Source organism: Delftia sp. ASV31, assembly GCF_016428765.1.
Classification (GTDB): domain Bacteria; phylum Pseudomonadota; class Gammaproteobacteria; order Burkholderiales; family Burkholderiaceae_C; genus Comamonas; species Comamonas acidovorans.
This window is the reverse complement of record NZ_JAELTK010000075.1, coordinates 15,559-31,613: the sequence shown is the minus strand read 5'-3', so window position 1 is coordinate 31,613 and position 16,055 is coordinate 15,559. Positions and strand designations below refer to the sequence as shown.

General features: G+C 67.6%; 15 protein-coding genes and 2 pseudogenes. 3 read left to right on the top strand and 14 right to left on the bottom strand.

The window, feature by feature from the left end; all coding sequences use genetic code 11:
• The 10 genes and pseudogenes from JHD82_RS22475 to JHD82_RS22430 form a co-directional block, all read right to left on the bottom strand.
• Positions 1 to 133, bottom strand: a pseudogene (locus JHD82_RS22475) (protocatechuate 3,4-dioxygenase); the annotation flags it as partial.
• 1 nt (position 134) lies between these two features.
• Positions 135 to 593: a protocatechuate 4,5-dioxygenase subunit alpha gene (gene ligA / locus JHD82_RS22470; protein ID WP_012206248.1), complete on the bottom strand. Its 459-nt coding sequence runs from the start codon at positions 591 to 593 to the stop codon at positions 135 to 137.
• A 48-nt stretch (positions 594 to 641) separates the two neighbouring features.
• Positions 642 to 1,559: an amidohydrolase family protein gene (locus tag JHD82_RS22465; RefSeq protein WP_141831395.1), complete on the bottom strand. Its 918-nt coding sequence runs from the start codon at positions 1,557 to 1,559 to the stop codon at positions 642 to 644.
• A gap of 10 nt (positions 1,560 to 1,569) precedes the next feature.
• Positions 1,570 to 2,253 carry a 4-carboxy-4-hydroxy-2-oxoadipate aldolase/oxaloacetate decarboxylase gene (gene ligK / locus JHD82_RS22460; protein ID WP_012206250.1) on the bottom strand — a complete coding sequence of 228 codons (684 nt, stop codon included), beginning with the start codon at positions 2,251 to 2,253 and terminating at the stop codon, positions 1,570 to 1,572.
• 33 nt (positions 2,254 to 2,286) lie between these two features.
• Positions 2,287 to 3,315, bottom strand: coding sequence for an amidohydrolase family protein (locus JHD82_RS22455; RefSeq protein ID WP_199138885.1), 1,029 nt, complete (start codon positions 3,313 to 3,315; stop codon positions 2,287 to 2,289).
• Between the two features lie 49 nt (positions 3,316 to 3,364).
• Positions 3,365 to 4,747: an aromatic acid/H+ symport family MFS transporter gene (locus JHD82_RS22450; RefSeq protein WP_199138883.1), complete on the bottom strand. Its 1,383-nt coding sequence runs from the start codon at positions 4,745 to 4,747 to the stop codon at positions 3,365 to 3,367.
• Positions 4,748 to 4,848: 101 nt separating this feature from the next.
• A complete protein-coding gene (locus JHD82_RS22445) occupies positions 4,849 to 5,973 on the bottom strand; it encodes a 4-oxalomesaconate tautomerase (RefSeq protein WP_043782284.1) in 1,125 nt (374 codons plus the stop codon).
• Between the two features lie 180 nt (positions 5,974 to 6,153).
• Positions 6,154 to 6,672, bottom strand: a complete 519-nt coding sequence (locus JHD82_RS22440; protein WP_034395652.1) for a hypothetical protein — start codon at positions 6,670 to 6,672, stop codon at positions 6,154 to 6,156.
• Between the two features lie 184 nt (positions 6,673 to 6,856).
• Positions 6,857 to 7,867 carry a tripartite tricarboxylate transporter substrate binding protein gene (locus JHD82_RS22435; protein ID WP_012206255.1) on the bottom strand — a complete coding sequence of 337 codons (1,011 nt, stop codon included), beginning with the start codon at positions 7,865 to 7,867 and terminating at the stop codon, positions 6,857 to 6,859.
• Positions 7,864 to 8,727 (bottom strand): amidohydrolase, encoded by an 864-nt coding sequence (locus tag JHD82_RS22430; RefSeq protein ID WP_199138881.1) that lies wholly within the window; start codon positions 8,725 to 8,727, stop codon positions 7,864 to 7,866. Before JHD82_RS22430 ends, JHD82_RS22435 begins: the two co-directional genes overlap by 4 nt.
• A 122-nt stretch (positions 8,728 to 8,849) precedes the next feature.
• On the opposite strand from JHD82_RS22430, the gene JHD82_RS22425 reads away from it, so the two are divergent.
• The gene (locus tag JHD82_RS22425; protein WP_047327543.1) at positions 8,850 to 9,737 is read left to right on the top strand and encodes a LysR family transcriptional regulator; all 888 of its coding nucleotides are present in this window, start codon (positions 8,850 to 8,852) and stop codon (positions 9,735 to 9,737) included.
• Between the two features lie 150 nt (positions 9,738 to 9,887).
• Entirely contained in the window at positions 9,888 to 10,664 is a 777-nt protein-coding gene (locus JHD82_RS22420; RefSeq protein WP_199138879.1) for an SDR family oxidoreductase, read from the top strand.
• A 68-nt stretch (positions 10,665 to 10,732) separates the two neighbouring features.
• Here JHD82_RS22420 and JHD82_RS22415 read toward each other — a convergent pair.
• Positions 10,733 to 11,221: pseudogene (locus tag JHD82_RS22415) on the bottom strand (contractile injection system protein, VgrG/Pvc8 family).
• A gap of 680 nt (positions 11,222 to 11,901) precedes the next feature.
• Between JHD82_RS22415 and JHD82_RS22410 the strand changes: the two are divergent.
• Complete coding sequence (locus tag JHD82_RS22410) at positions 11,902 to 12,327, top strand: Fur family transcriptional regulator (protein ID WP_012206260.1); 426 nt, start codon at positions 11,902 to 11,904, stop codon at positions 12,325 to 12,327.
• 114 nt (positions 12,328 to 12,441) lie between these two features.
• Here the strand turns inward: JHD82_RS22410 and JHD82_RS22405 are convergent, their stop codons facing one another.
• Genes JHD82_RS22405 through JHD82_RS22395 form a run of 3 tightly spaced genes read right to left on the bottom strand, consistent with a single transcriptional unit; the run spans position 12,442 to position 16,054 of the window.
• Positions 12,442 to 13,806 (bottom strand): DUF3526 domain-containing protein, encoded by a 1,365-nt coding sequence (locus JHD82_RS22405; protein WP_199138877.1) that lies wholly within the window; start codon positions 13,804 to 13,806, stop codon positions 12,442 to 12,444.
• On the bottom strand, positions 13,803 to 15,230 hold the full coding sequence (locus JHD82_RS22400; protein WP_199138875.1) for a DUF3526 domain-containing protein: 1,428 nt from the start codon (positions 15,228 to 15,230) through the stop codon (positions 13,803 to 13,805). The genes JHD82_RS22405 and JHD82_RS22400 overlap by 4 nt, the downstream gene beginning before the upstream one ends.
• On the bottom strand, positions 15,227 to 16,054 hold the full coding sequence (locus JHD82_RS22395) for an ABC transporter ATP-binding protein (RefSeq protein ID WP_199138873.1): 828 nt from the start codon (positions 16,052 to 16,054) through the stop codon (positions 15,227 to 15,229). Before JHD82_RS22395 ends, JHD82_RS22400 begins: the two co-directional genes overlap by 4 nt.
• Between the last annotated feature and the right edge of the window lies 1 nt (position 16,055).

The following is a 16,055-nucleotide window of genomic DNA, read 5'->3' as shown; positions in this document are numbered from 1 at the left end:
TGAGCCATTGGCGCGAGTGCTCGAAGCCCTTGAACAGCGGCTGCCAATAGGGGTCGCCCGCCTTGCCCAGGTCCATGGCCGCGCCGATGGCGGGCACATGCGAGGTGTAGACGGATGCGGTGATGCGCGCCATGTCAGTTGCCTTCCTTGTTGTTCTTGTCCACGCTGCCGGCCTTGCCCTGCGGCTGGCGGTGGGCCTGGGCATCGCCCTCCTCGCCCACGCGGCGGTTGCCTTCGGCCGAACGGCCTCCGCCCACCATCATGTTGCGGTATTCCTCTTCGGACATGCCGGTCATGGAGCCTGCCATCTGCTGGAAGCTCTTGCCGTCCGTGGCGCCGATCTTGGCCAGGAAGTAGATGTTGCCGCCCGTGCGCATGCACCAGTTGAGGTCGCGGGCCAGCACGGCCTGCTTTTGTTCCTCGCTCATGGCCCATTCGTCCAGGTAGGCACGCTCGTCAGCCTTGAAGCGCTCGCGGTTCTCGGCCTTCATCAGCGACATGCAGAACTGGTTGAGCCAGTAGCCTTTGCGAGACTGCTCGGCATCAAAAATGATGGTGCCGGGCACGTCCAGATAGGGTTTGTCCAATGCCATGGATATCTCCTTGAATATGTCCGGCACCCAGGCCGGACATGGTCGCCTTCAGGCCTCTTCGGGCCAGTAAAGGCGCATGGGGTTGTCCACCAGCAGCTTGCGCTGCAGTTCGGCCGTGGGGGCGATGTGCGGGATGAAATCGACCAGCAGGCCGTCATCGGGCATGTGGTCCTTGAGGTTGGGGTGGGGCCAGTCGGTTCCCCACAGCACGCGGTCGGGGAACTCCTCGACCACGCGGCGGGCGAAGGGCACCACGTCACGGTAGGCATTTTGCTCGCCGTCCAGCGCCTTGGGGCCGGTGACGGACAGGCGCTCCGGGCAGCTGACCTTGCTCCAGACGTTCTGGTGCTCGCGCATGAACTTGAGGAACAGCTCGAACTCGGGGCCGTCCACGGGCTTGTTCACATCGGGGCGGCCCATGTGGTCCACGACCACGGTGGTGGGCAGGCTGGTGAAGAAATCCCACAGCTCGGGCAGGTCCACGGCCTCGAAGTAGATGACCACGTGCCAGCCGAGCTTGGCGATGCGGCCCGCGATCTCCATCAGCTCGTCCTTGGGCGTGAAGTCCACCAGGCGCTTGACGAAGTTGAAGCGCACACCGCGCACGCCGGCGGCGTGCAGCTCCTGCAACTCCTCATCGGTCACGCTGCGGCGCACCGTGGCCACGCCGCGCGCCTTGCCGTTGGCGGCCTTGCAGGCATCGACCATGGCGCGGTTGTCGGCGCCGTGGCAGGTGGCCTGCACGATGACGTTGCGCGCAAAGCCCAGGTGGTCGCGCAGCGCAAACAGCTGCTGCTTGCTGGCGTCGCAGGGCGTGTACTTGCGCTCGGGCGCGAAGGGGAATTCATCACCGGGGCCGAAGACGTGGCAGTGGGCATCCACAGCGCCTGCGGGCACCTGGAACTTCGGCTTGGAGGGGCCGGCGTACCAGTCCAGCCAGCCGGGGGTTTTTTCAAAAGCGCTCATGTTCCCTCCTTCAATCGATGTAACGAAGGCCGGCCTTTTCGAGCGGCTCGCGCATCTTGTACATGTCCAGGCCCAGCACGCCGGAAGCCAGCTTGGCGCGCTTTTCACCCTCGAAGCTCTCGCGCTTTTGCGCGGCAGCCAGGGTTTCGGCGGCCTTGGCGGCGGGCACGCAGACCACGCCGTCATCGTCGGCCACGATCACGTCGCCGGGCGTGACCCACATGCCTGCGCAGACCACCGGGATGTTGACCGAGCCCAGCGTGGCCTTGATCGTGCCCTTGGAGGAGATGGCGCGGCTCCACACGGGGAAGTTCATTTCCTGCAGCGTCTTCACGTCGCGCACGCCGGCGTCGATGATCAGCGCACGCGCGCCACGCGCCTGAAAGCTGGTGGCCAGCAGGTCGCCGAAGTAGCCGTCCGTGCATTCCGAGGTCACGGCCGCGACCACGATGTCGCCGGGCTGGATCTGCTCTGCGGCCACATGCATCATCCAGTTGTCGCCGGGCTGCAGCAGCACGGTGACGGCCGTTCCCGAGACCTGCTGGCCCGCATAGATGGGGCGCATATAGGGCTTGAGCAGGCCCACGCGGCCCATGGCCTCGTGGACGGTGGCCGAGCCCAGGGCGGCCAGGCCGTCGGCGGCCGCGCGGTCGGCGCGCTGGATGTTGCGGTAAACCACACCGAGTTCGTACATGGTGTTCTCCTTGGATCTGTGGTGGCGGCCTGCTTACAGGCCCTTTTGCTTGAGGGCGGCGTCCAGGCGCGGGAACACGCGGCGCGCGTTGCCTTCGTAGACCTGGTAGCGCTCCTCTTCGGTGAGGTTGGCCGTGGCCTCGATGTAGCGCTTGGTGTCGTCGTAGTAGTGGCCCGTGGTCGGGTCGATGCCGCGCACGGCGCCGATCATCTCGCTGGCGAACAGGATGTTCTTGACGGGGATCACCTTGGTCAGCAGATCGATGCCGGGCTGGTGGTAGACGCAGGTGTCGAAGAAGATGTTGTTGAGCAGGTGCTCGTCCAGCAGCGGCTTCTTGAGCTCCTGCGCCAGGCCGCGGAAACGGCCCCAGTGGTAGGGCACGGCGCCGCCGCCATGGGGGATCAGGAACTTGAGCGTGGGGAAGTCCTTGAACAGGTCGCTGGTCAGGCACTGCATGAAGGCCGTGGTGTCGGCATTCAGGTAGTGGGCGCCCGTGGTGTGGAAGCACGCGTTGCAACTGGTGGAGACGTGGACCATCGCGGGGATGTCGTACTCCACCATCTTTTCGTAGATGGGATACCAGGAGCGGTCCGACAGCGGGGGCGAGGTCCAGTGGCCGCCTGAAGGATCGGGGTTCAGGTTGATGCCCACGTTGCCGTACTGCTCCACGCACTTGACCAGTTCGGGGATGCAGGTGGCAGGGTCCACGCCCGGCGACTGCGGCAGCATGGCGGCGGGGATGAAATGCTCGGGGAACAGTTCGCTGACGCGGTAGCACAGCTCGTTGCAGATGGCGGCCCAGGTGCTCGATGTCTGGAAGTCGCCGATGTGGTGGGCCATGAAGCTGGCGCGCGGGCTGAAGATGGTGAGATCGGAGCCGCGCTGCTTCATCAGCTTGAGCTGGTTGGTCTCGATGGTCTCGCGGATCTCGTCGTCGCTGATCTTCAGGTCGCTGGCCCTGGGGGCCTTGGACGGGTCCTTGAGGCCTGCGATCTGCAGGTCGCGCCAGGCGCCCAGGGCCGCGGGCGCGGTGGTGTAGTGGCCGTGTACGTCGATGATCATCGGATGGTCTCCTGCGTCTTTATGGGGTGGGAATGTGTCAGTGGAGGGGTCAGTGGAGGGGTGCGGCAGGCGCCGCGCCGCCCTGCGGCTCGGGACTGCTGTACTGCTTGATGATGAGGGCGGCCATGGCGATCACGCCCGGAATGGCCACCACGGCAAAGATCTCGCTGAAACCCAGCTGGCGCGCCGACAGCTCGGCCACCAGGAACGAGCCCGCAATGCCGCCGAAGCGGCCAATGCCCAGCATCCAGGCCACGCCCGTGGCACGGCCCCGCGTGGGGTAGTAGGCGGCGGCCAGCGCCGGCATGGACGACTGGGCGGTGTTCATGATGGTGCCGGCCAGGAAGACGGCCACCACCAGCCAGCCCAGGTGGCCGGCCGTCTGGCCTATCCACCAGATGGAGGCTGCCGTCAGCGCATAGCCGATGGCAATGATGCGGTTGGCATTGAAGCGGTCCATGAGCCAGCCGAACAGCACGGCGCCCACGCCGCCCAGCGGGAACAGCGCGGCCACCAGGGTGCCGGTCTTGGGGTCCAGGCCCGCTTCCTTGAACAGCACCGGCATCCAGTTCATCAGCGCGTAGAAGATGACCAGTCCCATGAAGTAGGCGATCCACAGCATGATCGAGCCCACCCGGTACTCACGCGACAGCACCACGCCCATGCCGCTGCTGGCCTGGGATTCGGGCTGGGGCTTGGACTCGGTCATCACGAAGCGCTGCACGCCCTGCACGGCATCACCGGCAATGCGCGCCAGCACCTTGCGGATGCGTTCGGCCGGGTAGTTGTTGGCCACCATGTGGCGCACCGACTCCGGCAGCAGCACGATCAGGGCCACCAGCAGCAGCAGCGGCGCTGCACCGCCCAGGATGAGCACGCTGCGCCAGCCGAAATGGGGGATCATCCAGGCCGCCAGGAAGCCGCCGAAGGCCGCGCCCAGCGGAAAGCCGCAGAACATGGCGTTGGTCAGCGTGGCGCGGCGCGAATCAGGGCAGTACTCGCTCATCAGCGTGACGGCATTGGGCATGGCGGCGCCCAGGCCCAGGCCGGTGACGAAGCGCAGCATGGCCAGCGTCCAGATGTCGGGCGAAAAGCCCGAAGCCAGGCAGGACACGGCAAACACCGCCACCGAACCCACCAGCACGGTCTTGCGGCCCAGCCGGTCAGCCAGCGGACCAGAGAACAGGGCGCCTGCGGCCAGGCCGAACAGCGCCGCGCTGAGCACGGGCGCCAGTGCAGGCTTGCTCACGCCCCACTCGCCGATCAGCGAGGGCGCGATGTAGCCGATGGCCGCCGTGTCAAAGCCATCGAGCAGAACGATCAGAAAACACAGCGCAAAGATCACCCACTGGAATCCCGAGAACGGGTGCTCGTTGAGCAGGGTCTGCACATTGACGCCGGGCTGGCCGGCGTCCTTTTGGACGGATGTCATGACTTGTCTCTTCCACTGTCTCTCGGCCTGGCGGATACCGCATCTGCGCGCGCGGCCCGCCCCTTGCAGCGCAGGGGCCGGCAAGCCCCTGCGCTGCTTCTTCAGTCCTGCCTGCGGCCGTCCCAGGCCGAGCGCGGAACCATCACTTCGCCGCGCATCAGCAGGCGCGCCGTGCGCAGCAAGGCGGCCTTGGTCACCACCTCGGGGTGGGCCGGGTCGCTGTCCAGCGTCACGCTGAATTCGCCCGTGGGATGCTCCACCGACACCGTGAGCGGGCCCGCGCCCTGCGTGAGCTGCGCCACGCCGTCGCACACGGTGCCCGGCATCTTCACGGCCGTGCCGACGGTGACGGCTGCCAGCACGCCGATGGCGTCATGGCAGACGTGGGGGATGAAGCTGCGCGTGGTCAGCGCGCCGCCATGCTGGGGCGGCGCGATCAGCGTCATCTTGGGGTAGTTCTTGGCCGAGACATCGCCCAGGCCCATGGTCCGGGAGATCTGCAGGCGCAGCGCCTCGATGCGGCGCTTGAGATCGGTGTCGGCGTTGAGCTCGGCCACGGTCTCCAGGCCGGTGGCGCCCACGTCGGCGGCCTTGAAGATCACCAGCGGCATGCCGTTGTCTATGCACGTGACGTCAAGCGTGAAGTCTTCGAACCCCTCGCCCGTCACCGTGACCGTGTCCCGGGGCTTGCCCGTGGGCAGCAGGCCCGAGCAGACCGAGCCGGCCGTGTCCAGGAAACTGATTTCGATGGGTGCCGAGCTGCCGGGCGCGCCGTCGATGCGGGCCGAGCCTTCGTACTCCACCTGGCCGCCGGGCGTCTGCACGGTGATGTCGGCCGCCATGCCGGTGTTCAGCGTCAGCACCCGGAAGGTGCTGGTCTCGCCGCGCGAGGAGACCATGCCGGTCTCCAGCGCAAAGGGAACCACGCCGGCCAGCATGTTGCCGCAGTTGGGCGTGGTGTCCACCGTGTCCTTGTCGGGCTGCAGCTGGGCGAAGAGGAATTCGAGGTCGATGCCCTCCTTGTCGGAGAGGCTGACGATGCCGACCTTGCTGGTCAGCGGATGCGCGCCACCCACGCCGTCGATCTGCCGCTTGTCGGGCGAACCCATGGCCGCGAGCAGCACGCGGTCGCGCGTGGGCAGGTCGGAGGGAAGATCGGTGGCCCGGAAGAAGGGGCCCTTGGAAGTACCGCCCCGCATCAGCAGGCAGGGAATGGCCGTTTGCATGGCTGTCTCTATCAGTATGGGTATGACAGCTATTGTGAGCATGGCGCGGGCCAGGCACCACTGAGCAAGCCCGCTAGCAGCTATAGCAAACCGGCATAGCTCAGTACCAGGCTTGCGCTGCGGGTTGCGGCGCCCGTGCACCGCAACTGCTTGATACAACTTATTTTTGTGCGGTGCCGCTCAATCGCGGCCATGGCCCCGGCCGCGATCATGGCCATGCCCGGGGCCACGGTGGTCATCACCACGCCCGCCATGGCGATCGTGGCGGTCGTCACGGTCCCAGCGGCGGTCATCGCGGCGGTGCTCCCATTCGCGGTGGCGGCGCTCCTCGCGCCAGCGCGGATCGGGACGCGGCGGCCCGGCATGCCAGTGCGGCGGCGGGTTGCGCAGGAAGTACACCGGGCGGCCGCAGGCGCCGTAGCGGGCGCAGTGCTTGCCCCAGTGCTTGGCGTGGCCCGGGGGCACCCACATGTAGACAGGCGGCGGAGCCATGGGGGCCGGCGCAATGATCACGGGGCGCTGGTACAGCAGCGCTGGCGGCGGTGCGTTGCCGATGTCCACGGTGCCGTAGACGCCCGGTGCCAGCTGGCCCGAGACCGAGCCGCTGATGTAGGTCTGCGCCTGGGCCGCAAGGGCCGAGCAGGCCAGCGCAAAGGCGGCCGCGGCGCGCAAGGTGGTTCGCAAGGTGAGCAGGGCCATGTTCTTTTGAATTGGGTGAAACAGGAAAGGCCCCGTTTCTACCAAGCGCGCGGGGCCGCGTGGACCGCTGCGCCTGAAAAGGTGTAAGAACCCGTTCAAGCCAGCGCCCGTTCCTGTTCAACGCGCCAGGGCTGCCTGCGGTGTACAGCAGACCGCAATGGTCCGCTTTCTGGCCTGCACGCGCTCAGTCCAGCTTGAGCCGGGAATCCTTCACCACCTTCTGCCACTTGGCGATCTCGGCGCGGCGGAAGGTCTCCAGCTCGGCCGGCGTGGAGCCTATGGGCTCGGCGCCTATGCCAGCGAGCCGCTCCACGATGGCGGGCTCGCGCAGCACCTTGGCCAGCACCGTGGACAGCCGGTTCACGATGGCGGGCGGCGTGCCGGCCGGCGCAAAGATGGCGTTCCATTCATAGGTCTCGTAGCCGGGCACGCCCGACTCGGCAATGGTCGGCAGCTCGGGCGCGGCCTTGGAGCGCTCCAGCCCGCCCACGGCCACCGCGCGCAGCTTGCCGGTCTTCACGTGCTGCCAAGCCGAGCCCATGCTGGCAAACATCAGCGGCACCTGGCCCGACATCACATCCATCATGGCCGGGCCGCCGCCCTTGTAGGCCACATGGTGCAGCTGCGTCCTGGCCAGCAGGTTGAACAGTTCGCCCGCCAGGTGCTGGGCCGAGCCCGGGCCTGCGGACGCAAAGTACAGTTGCCCGCCCCCCTCGGAGCGGCCAGCCTGGATCAGGTCCTGCACGCTCTTGATGGGCGACGAAGGCGCAACCACCAGCACATTGGGCACGCGCAGCAGCAGCGAGACCGGCGCGAAGGCCTTGAGCGTGTCGAACTGCATGCGCGCGTGGATGGCGGGGTTTTGCGCGTGGTTGGAGGCATCGAGCATCAGCGTGTAGCCGTCGGGCTGGGCCTTGGCCACCTGGGCGCCGCCGATCATGCCGCCTGCCCCGCCCCGGTTCTCGATCACCACGGGCTGGCCCAGCTCGGCAGACAGCCTGGGGCCGATCAGGCGCGCCACCACATCGACGGTGCCGCCCGGCGGATAGGTCACGACCAGGGTGACGGGGCGCTCGGGGTAGTTGGCCACTGCAGCCGCCGCAGCCGCTGCGGCCGGCGCGGCCATGCCGGCAACGGCCGAAAGCAGGCCTGCGGCCGCCCACAGGCTGGCGGTGCGTCTGGACAGGGAATTCATGGTGTGTCTCCTTGGTTTGGCATGTCGTTTTGGAATCGGAACAGCTCGAAGGCGGTGCGGCCCAGCACGGCCTGCAGGGGGCCGGCATCGTCCAGCCAGTCCTGCAGCCAGCGCACGGCCGCCGGATAGCTGGCCTGGCCCGCGTGCTGCGTGTGCGGCCAGTCGCTGCCCCAGAGCAACCGCGCGGCCGTGAAGGCCTGCAGCAATTGCGCGGTGGCCTGCCGGCCCGAGGCGGCGCAGTCGGCGGCCTGCCAGATGCGGTAGGGCGCGGACAGCTTGACCCACACACGGCCGCTGCCGGCCTGCTGCAGCAGATAGCCAAAGCCCGGGTCGCGCACGCCCAGGGCCGGGTCAGGACGCCCGAAGTGGTCAACCACCACGCGGCAGCCGGCCGCCAGCAAGGCGGGCAGCAGGTCCGGCAGGCGCCCGGCCTGCAGGTGCAGCTCCACATGCCAGCCCAGGGTGTTGGCCTGCTCCAGCACGCGGCGCCAACCGGGCGCATTCAGATCGGGCAAAGGCAGGCCGATCAGGTTCAGGCGCATGCCCACCACGCCGGCATCGGCCAGGGCCTGCAGTTGTTCATCGCCCGTGCTCTCATCCACCACGGCCACGCCGCGCAGGCGCTGCGGCTGGGCGCGCAGCGCCTGGAGCAGGTAGCTGTTGTCCGTGCCCAGAAAGCTGGGCTGCACCAGCACGCCATGGGCCATGCCATGCGTGTCCAGGTGGTGCAGATAGGTGCCCAGGGGCGCGTCCTCTTCGGGCGCGTAGCGGCGCGCATCCGGCATGGGCAGGCCACGCTCGAAGACATGGGCGTGGGTATCGACGCTGGACGCAATGGCGAACCGGGGCACGGCAGACACGGGAAGAACTCCTTGTGGGTTGCGCCACGCAAGGCGCGGCGCTGGGGGCATGGGGCCGGATTCTAGGAACGGGGGGTATATATTTCCATTCTTCAAAACGGATTTATTCATACCGGATCAATATGGAAACCCGGCATCTGCGCTACTTTCTCGCGGTGGTGGACCAGGGCAGCGTCAGCCGCGCCGCCGACTGGCTGGGCATTGCACAGCCGGCCCTGAGCCAGACCCTGGCCCGCATGGAAAAAGACCTGGGCGTGCAGCTGTTCCAGCGCTCACGCCAGGGCGCCCTGCCCACCCCGGCCGCCCTGGCCATGCTGGACGATGTGCGCACCAGCGTGGCCCGCATAGATGCCGCCGCCAGCCGCGCGCGCGAGATCGCCAGGGGCAGTGCGGGCCAGTTGACCGTGGGCCTGGTGTCCTCGGCGCTTTTTGGCACCCTGCCCCGCGCCCTGCGCGCGTTGCGGCAGCAGGCGCCTGGCGTGCGCGTCATCCTGCGCGAGATGAGCAATGCCGAGCAGGCCGAGGCCCTGCAGACCGGCGCCATCGACATCGGCCTCATGCACACGCCCGTGGCCGTGGGCGGGCGCATGCGCGAGCGCCAGCTGCTGCGCGAGCGCCTGGTGGCCGCCGTGCCCGATGAATTCCAGATCGGCGAGGACGGCCAGGTCAGCCTGGCCCAGATCGCCGAGGCCGGGCTGGTGATGTACCCGCAGGCGCAATTGCCCGTGCTGCATGCCGGCATCCTCGACGCGCTGCGCAAGGCCGGGCACGAGGCCCATGTGGCGCAGGAAGCCAACCGCACCCTCACCGTGCTGGCCTGCGTGGCCGGCGGCTGCGGCGTGGCTCTTCTGCCCAGCTGGATACGCTCCATGGACTTTCGCGGCGTGCGCTTTTGCGAGGTGCGTGACGGCCAGGCCCTGCCCAGCCTGGACCTCAGCGCCATCTGGCCCGCACGCTCCACGCCCACGCTGGCCGACCTGTTCGCGCACCTGGAGCTGGGCGAAGACTGAGCTCTCCCTAGCCCGCTGCGACCATGTGCAGCGCGGCACGGCCCGGCACCACCGAGCGCGGCCCGGCGCTCGTGCAAGAAGCGGGATGCGCGTCCGCCTGCGCCGCACTACAAACCGCTTTCCCTCATTCACGGAAAGAAAAGGTGCGAGATGCAGCCATCGCCACAGCAACTCCACGGAAAAGTCGCCCTCATCACAGGCGCCAGCTCAGGCATAGGCCGCGAAGCCGCCAGGCTGTTTGCCCGCCACGGCGCCAGGCTGGTCCTCACGGCCCGCCGCCAGGCGCAACTGCAGACGCTGGTGGCGGAGATCGAGCAGGACGGCGGCCAAGCCATCGCGCTGGCCGGCGACGTGCGGGACGAGCCGCTGGCACAGGCCCTGGTCGAGACCGCCACGGAGCGCTTTGGCGGCCTGGACATCGCCTTCAACAATGCAGGCATGACCGGCGATCCCTGCGCCCTCCCCGATCTCTCGCTGCAGGCCTGGCAGGACGCCATCGCCACCAACCTCACCAGTGCCTTTCTGGGCGCCAAGCACCAGATACCGGCCCTGCTGGCACGCGGTGGCGGCTCGCTGATCTTCACCTCCACCTTCGTGGGCCATACGGCGGGCCTGCCCGGCATGGGAGCCTATGCCGCCAGCAAGGCCGGCCTCGTCGGCCTCACCCAGGTCATCGCCGCCGAATACGGCCCCCGCGGCCTGCGCGCCAACGCCCTGCTGCCCGGGGGCACCGACACTCCCATGGGCCGCGCCAGCACCCCCACGCCCGAGGCGCGCGCCTTCGTCGAAAACCTGCACGCGCTCAAGCGCCTCGCCACCCCCGCAGAAATCGCGGCGGCGGCGCTGTTTCTGGCGTCGGACGCATCCAGCTTCATCACGGGTACGGCCATGGTGGTCGATGGTGGCGTGTCCATCAACCGGATTTGAACGAGACCCCTGACCGGCATGCCCAGGCCAGGGGCCGCAGCGCCTGGACCGCATCTGTCCCCTGCGGCTTACCGGTACGTCCTGGCCATGCCTGCCCGTGCAAATTCAGGGCCGTCGCTGCAATGGCGGCCCGGCTTGATTTCCTGCTCCAGCTGCCGGGCGTGGATGTTTTGCGGATCGCCTGCGCCGGCCTTTTCAGGAGGATGGAAAGGAATGGATTCATCCCCAGGCAATGCGCCATGCGAGGCATGCTCGAAAAAGAAGTAGATGCCTTCGTGCAGCATCCATCGCGGGACAAGGCCGCAATCGCTTTCGTTGAATTGAGCGCAGCAGTACCCGCTGCGATTGCCGCGCGTGCGTTTCTTTCACAGCGGTAGGCCATAGGCGCCCAATACCTGCTCGATGATGTCGGGCACGGTCTGGTTCTGGAAGATGCGAACGTCGCTCCTGCGCGTGGCCAGCCACAGCCAGGGGCTCAGGCGGGCCTTGCAGGCGTAACCGCGGTGGTTCTGGCCCTGCATGCCCAGGCGGGCGACGATGCCGTCGATGTAGCGCATTGCGCCGCCCTGGATTTGTATTTCCATGGTGGTGCTTTACCCAATAGCGCCTTTGCGTAGATGCTTTCGCTGAGCACTTCCCAATCGAGGCTGAAAGGCTGGCTGACTTTTTTCCGGCTGCGCAATTCGAGAAAATGCACTTCATGGCCCAATGGTCTGTGGATCGCGAATCGGCATGTCATTGTGCAAACCACCCTGGTTGTCAGTTCCGGGGCGGCCTCCCTTCCCCTTTCAAGGAAACGGATCATGGACAAACGAAGCGCATTGAGGCAATCTACCCGTATTGGCAATACACTGTCCATGTAAGTAATTGCATCTCACCTTGGGCCAGCACCGCCTCTTGCAGCCCAGACGGGAAGCACCGCACACACCCCATTCCAAGCACTCTTCAATCAATAGATCAATTACATCCCATTACAGCATTGTTGACGGCTATGGCATTTAACCGGCGCATAAGGTCCATCGAATGCTCACAACATATACTCGCGAAAACTGGCAGGAATGGAGCATCTGGTGTCTGTCAAATGGAATTCCTTCCCCTTGGGGCAGAGATCCATTGCACACACTGCGTCTCCATGCTTGCGGGACCCGCAGGTAAACACAGTGTAAATTTCAGCTGTGAGCGCTCGTGAGCACTGATTAATCGCGTCGAGATTGTTATAGTAAATAACGGAATCACCATGACTAGACACACTCAGCCCATCGTGGAGCGCTTGTTCAGGCCTATGGAACGCTCGACCCGTCAACGCAGCTCGATACGCACGGTCATGGAAGAGGCTGGACGCCCCTTGCTTCCGGCCGAGATCCTCGGCGCAGCGCAGCGCGAGGTGCCGGCCATCGGGCTGGCCACGGTGTACCGCAACATCAAGCAGCTGATGGAAGCGGGCGAAGTGCAGGCCGTGGACCTGCCCGGCGAGGCCACGCGCTACGAACTCAGCGGCCGCGCCCACCACCACCATTTCCGCTGCATGAGCTGCAACCGCGTGTTCAACGTGCCCGGCTGTCCGGGCGACATGCAGCGCATCGCCCCCGAAGGCTTTGTGGTGGAGCGCCATGAGATGACGCTGTACGGCGTCTGCAGCGACTGCCACCAGAACGTGCAATAACAGGGAGCCGCCCGCCTCGGGCTCAGCCTCGGGCCCACGGATCCAAGAAGATGACAGCCATGGTGCAGGCCCTGCCTGAACCATGGCTGTTTCTTTTTTCACCCGCCCTTGGCCTCAGCGCCTGCCCGGCCGCACGCGGCCTGCGGCAGCACCGCCGGCCAGCAAGGCCAGCGCAGCCACCACCCACAGCATTGCCGTCTGCCCCCAGGCCTGCCGCGCAGGCCGCGGGCTGGCCGTGAAGACGGGCTGGACTGCAAAATCCTGCGCACCGAATGTGCGGTCCTCAAACAGGTAGGGATAGAGGAAGGCGCGCAGGCGTGCGTGAAAGGCGGCGATGTCGTCCTGATAGGCCAGTTGCGCCAGCAAATCGGTGCCGGCCTGGCGGTGCAGCGCAGCCTGCACGCCCACGCCGGGCAGCAGCCAGCCCAGGCGCCCGGTCCAGGCCTGGCGTGCCTGCAGGCCGGCGCGGTAGCCGGCGAACTGGGGCGCGACACTTTCATCGCCGAGCTGCTGGAAGGCGTAGTACCACTTCCAGTGAAAGCCTGCAGGCAGCGGCGCGGTGTCGCGCCATTCGGGGTGGCTGCGGAAAAAGCGCTCCATGGTCTGCTCGCGCGGCAGGTCCCAGGCGCCATGCACGGTCTGGCGCTGGGCCAGCATCAGCTCCACGCCCTGGCTCACGGGGATGGCACGCGACAGCGCGGCATTGGCCAGCGTGGGCAGCACCAGGGTCAGCACGGCCCAGCAGCCCATGAGGGCCATGGCATTGGCGACCGAGCTGCCGCCCATCGCGGCAACCACCAGGCACAGGCCGCTCCAGAAAACCACATAGGCCGTGGCGGACAGCAGCACCGTGGCAAGGGCGCCCGCCGCTGCCCCGCCGGCCAGTGCGCCTGCCAGGGCAGGCAGCGCCACGCAGGCCAGTACCAGCACGGAACGCAGTCCCGCACGGCGCAGCCACAGCCGCCGCCCGGTGCCAGGCATGGCCTGCAGCATGCCCAGGCGGCCCGATTCGCGCTCGCCCGAGACCAGGTCGTAGAGCAGCGCAATCAGGAACAGCGGCACCAGGTAGACCAGCACAAAGGCGAAGTCGAAGCGGCCCGCCAGCGCCAGCTCCGGGTTGAAGCTTTCGCCTTCATGCAGCTGTGCCTGCAGCGCCAGCGCGCGCACGCGCAGCACATAGGGCGCGGCATCGCGCAGGCCCAGGGCCAGAAAGGCCGTGGACGATGACGCATCCCAGGTGGCGTGAAAGCCGTAGTAGGCCACCGAGCCTGCATCGCCGGACTGCGCATGCCGGCTTGCCTGGGCCGCCATGTCCTGCTGCTGCAGTTGCGCAAGGCGGTCCAGGGTCAGACGTTGCGCGGCGATCTCGCGCAGGCCAGACAGCACGGCCAGCGTGGACAGCAGCAACAGCAAGGCCAGGGCGCACAGCGCCAGGCGCGAGCGCGTCAGAAGACGCCATTCATGCAGGAGCCAGCTCATCGCGCCACCCTCCCCAGCCGTTGCGTGGCCAGCAGCAAGGCCACCGTCAATACAGCCAGCCATACCAGCAGCACGCAGGCGGCAGGCGCCGCGCGGCGCAGGGCCGCCAGCGGTGGATCGGGCTCGTGGTGGAAATCGGAGACGCCGCGCCAGTGCTCGTGGCCGATGCGGTTGTCGCGGCTCGATCGGTCGCCCGCATAGCTGAGCTTGTCCACCTGCAGGCGGTTGAGGGCCTGCACCATGCGGTAGCGATGCTGCTCGGCCTGCTCCAGAAAGCGCCGGTAGCCTTGCAGGTCGGTCCCGGCCACGGCCATGGACAGGCGGCGCAGCGCGATCACGGGGCTGATCAGGGCAAATGCGTCAGCCCGGCGCAGTTGCTCGGCCTGCAGATCGAAGCTGGCCTCGGCATGGCGCCTGAAGAGTTCGCTGGTCAGCCGCTCGCCTTCCATGCCGACCAGGCCCTTGTAGTTGACGGGCAGATCCTCGACGCGCGAGACACCGTACTGCGCCAGCACCCTGGCGCGGAAAGCGGCGAAATAGGGATCGTCGGGATTGTGGCTGTCGCCCAGCGCCGCCAGTTCGCGCGCGGTGGCGATGTCGGTCTCCAAGCGCGTGGGCAGCGCCAGGGCAGATCCCACCAGCTCAGGCACCAGACGGGGCAGCAGCACCACGGCGACGGCCCAGGCCGCCAGCAGGGCCAGCAAGGCATCGCGTCCGCGCCGCATGAAGGCCGACACAGCGACGATGCCCACCGCCCAGAGCATCAGCCACAGCACATGGCCTGCCGCCAGCGTGGCCACCAGGCTGATGGGCACCGGCGTGGCGACGGCCATCCAGGCCAGGGCCAGCAGGGCCGGCAGCAGCACCAGGGCCGCCACGCCCGCCTGCGCCAGCAGCTTGCCGGCCACGAACTGCCGCGTGCCCACGCCCTGGGCCAGCAGCACGCGCAGGGTGCCGGCCTCGCGCTCGCGTGCAATGCAGGCATGGCCCATGAAGATCAGCAGCAGCGGCGCCAGCACCTGCAGCACAAAGGCCGGCGTGAGCTGGCCGAACCGCAGCAGCAGCGAGGACTGGCGCACATCGCCGAAGTTGGCGCTGTTCTGGCGGTGGCCCTCCAGAAACAGCGTGTGGCCGGTGTAGGCGTCGATGCCCGCATCGAAGGCCGCCAGCGGATTGAGCGGGCGGAACACGAAATGGCCGTAATGCACCATGCGGTGCGGATGGCGGTCGGGCTGGGCTTCGAACTCGCTGTCCACCTGGGACTGGTGGCGCTCGCGCTGGGCCTGGGCCGCGCTGCGCTGGTCCCAGGCGGTGAAGGCGGCAGCGGCGCTGAGCAGCAGCCACAGCGCCATCCCCAGCACGGCCACGCGGTCGCGCAGCAGCAGGCGCCATTCCTCGCGCGCAATGGTCCAGGCCGCGCTCATGCCGCCGCTCCCTGCGTGTCGGCTTCAATGTGCGTTTGCATGTGCGTGTCCGTGTCCGTGCGCGTGTCCGTGCCCACCCCTGCGTAGTGGCGATGCAGTGCGCGCACGTCGAAGCGCTCCTCGCCGCTGGCCGCCACTTCCTCGACCAGGCGCCCGCCTGCGATGAAGCCCATGCGGTCGGCCACATCGGCGGCGCCCAGCAGGTCGTGCGTGACCATGAGAATGGCCACGCCCTGCCCGCGCAACTGCATGAGCAGCCGGCTGAACTCGGCCGTGGCCTGCGGGTCCAGGCCCGAGGTAGGTTCGTCCAGCAGCAGTGCCGGCACCCTGCGCGCCAGCGCCAGCGCAATCGCCACCTTCTGGCGCATGCCCTTGGAAAAGCCGGAGACGCGCCGGTCGTGCGCGGCAGCGTCCAGCCCTGCGGCAGACAGCGCCTGGCCGATGGCACAGGCCGCGGCCGGCTGGCCCGCCAGCTCCAGAAGGTAGGCCACGTTCTCGCGCGCACTCAGGTGCTCGTACAGCGCCACGTTCTCGGGGATGTAGGCAATCAGGGCACGCGCCTGCGCAGGCGCCGTCACCGGGTCCACGCCCTGCACGCGCACCTGTCCGCTGCGCGGCCGCACAAAGCCCAGCAGCAGGCTCAGCGTGGTGGTCTTGCCCGCGCCGTTGGCGCCCAGCAGCGCATAGATCTCGCCCGCATGCACGGCCAGGTCCAGACCCTGGAGGATGGTGCGCTCGCCATAGTCCACCACGGCGCCCAGCGCTTGGAGCACGGGCGTAGGGGCAGAAGTGGGGTTGGAAGATACAGGAAGGGATGGATGCATG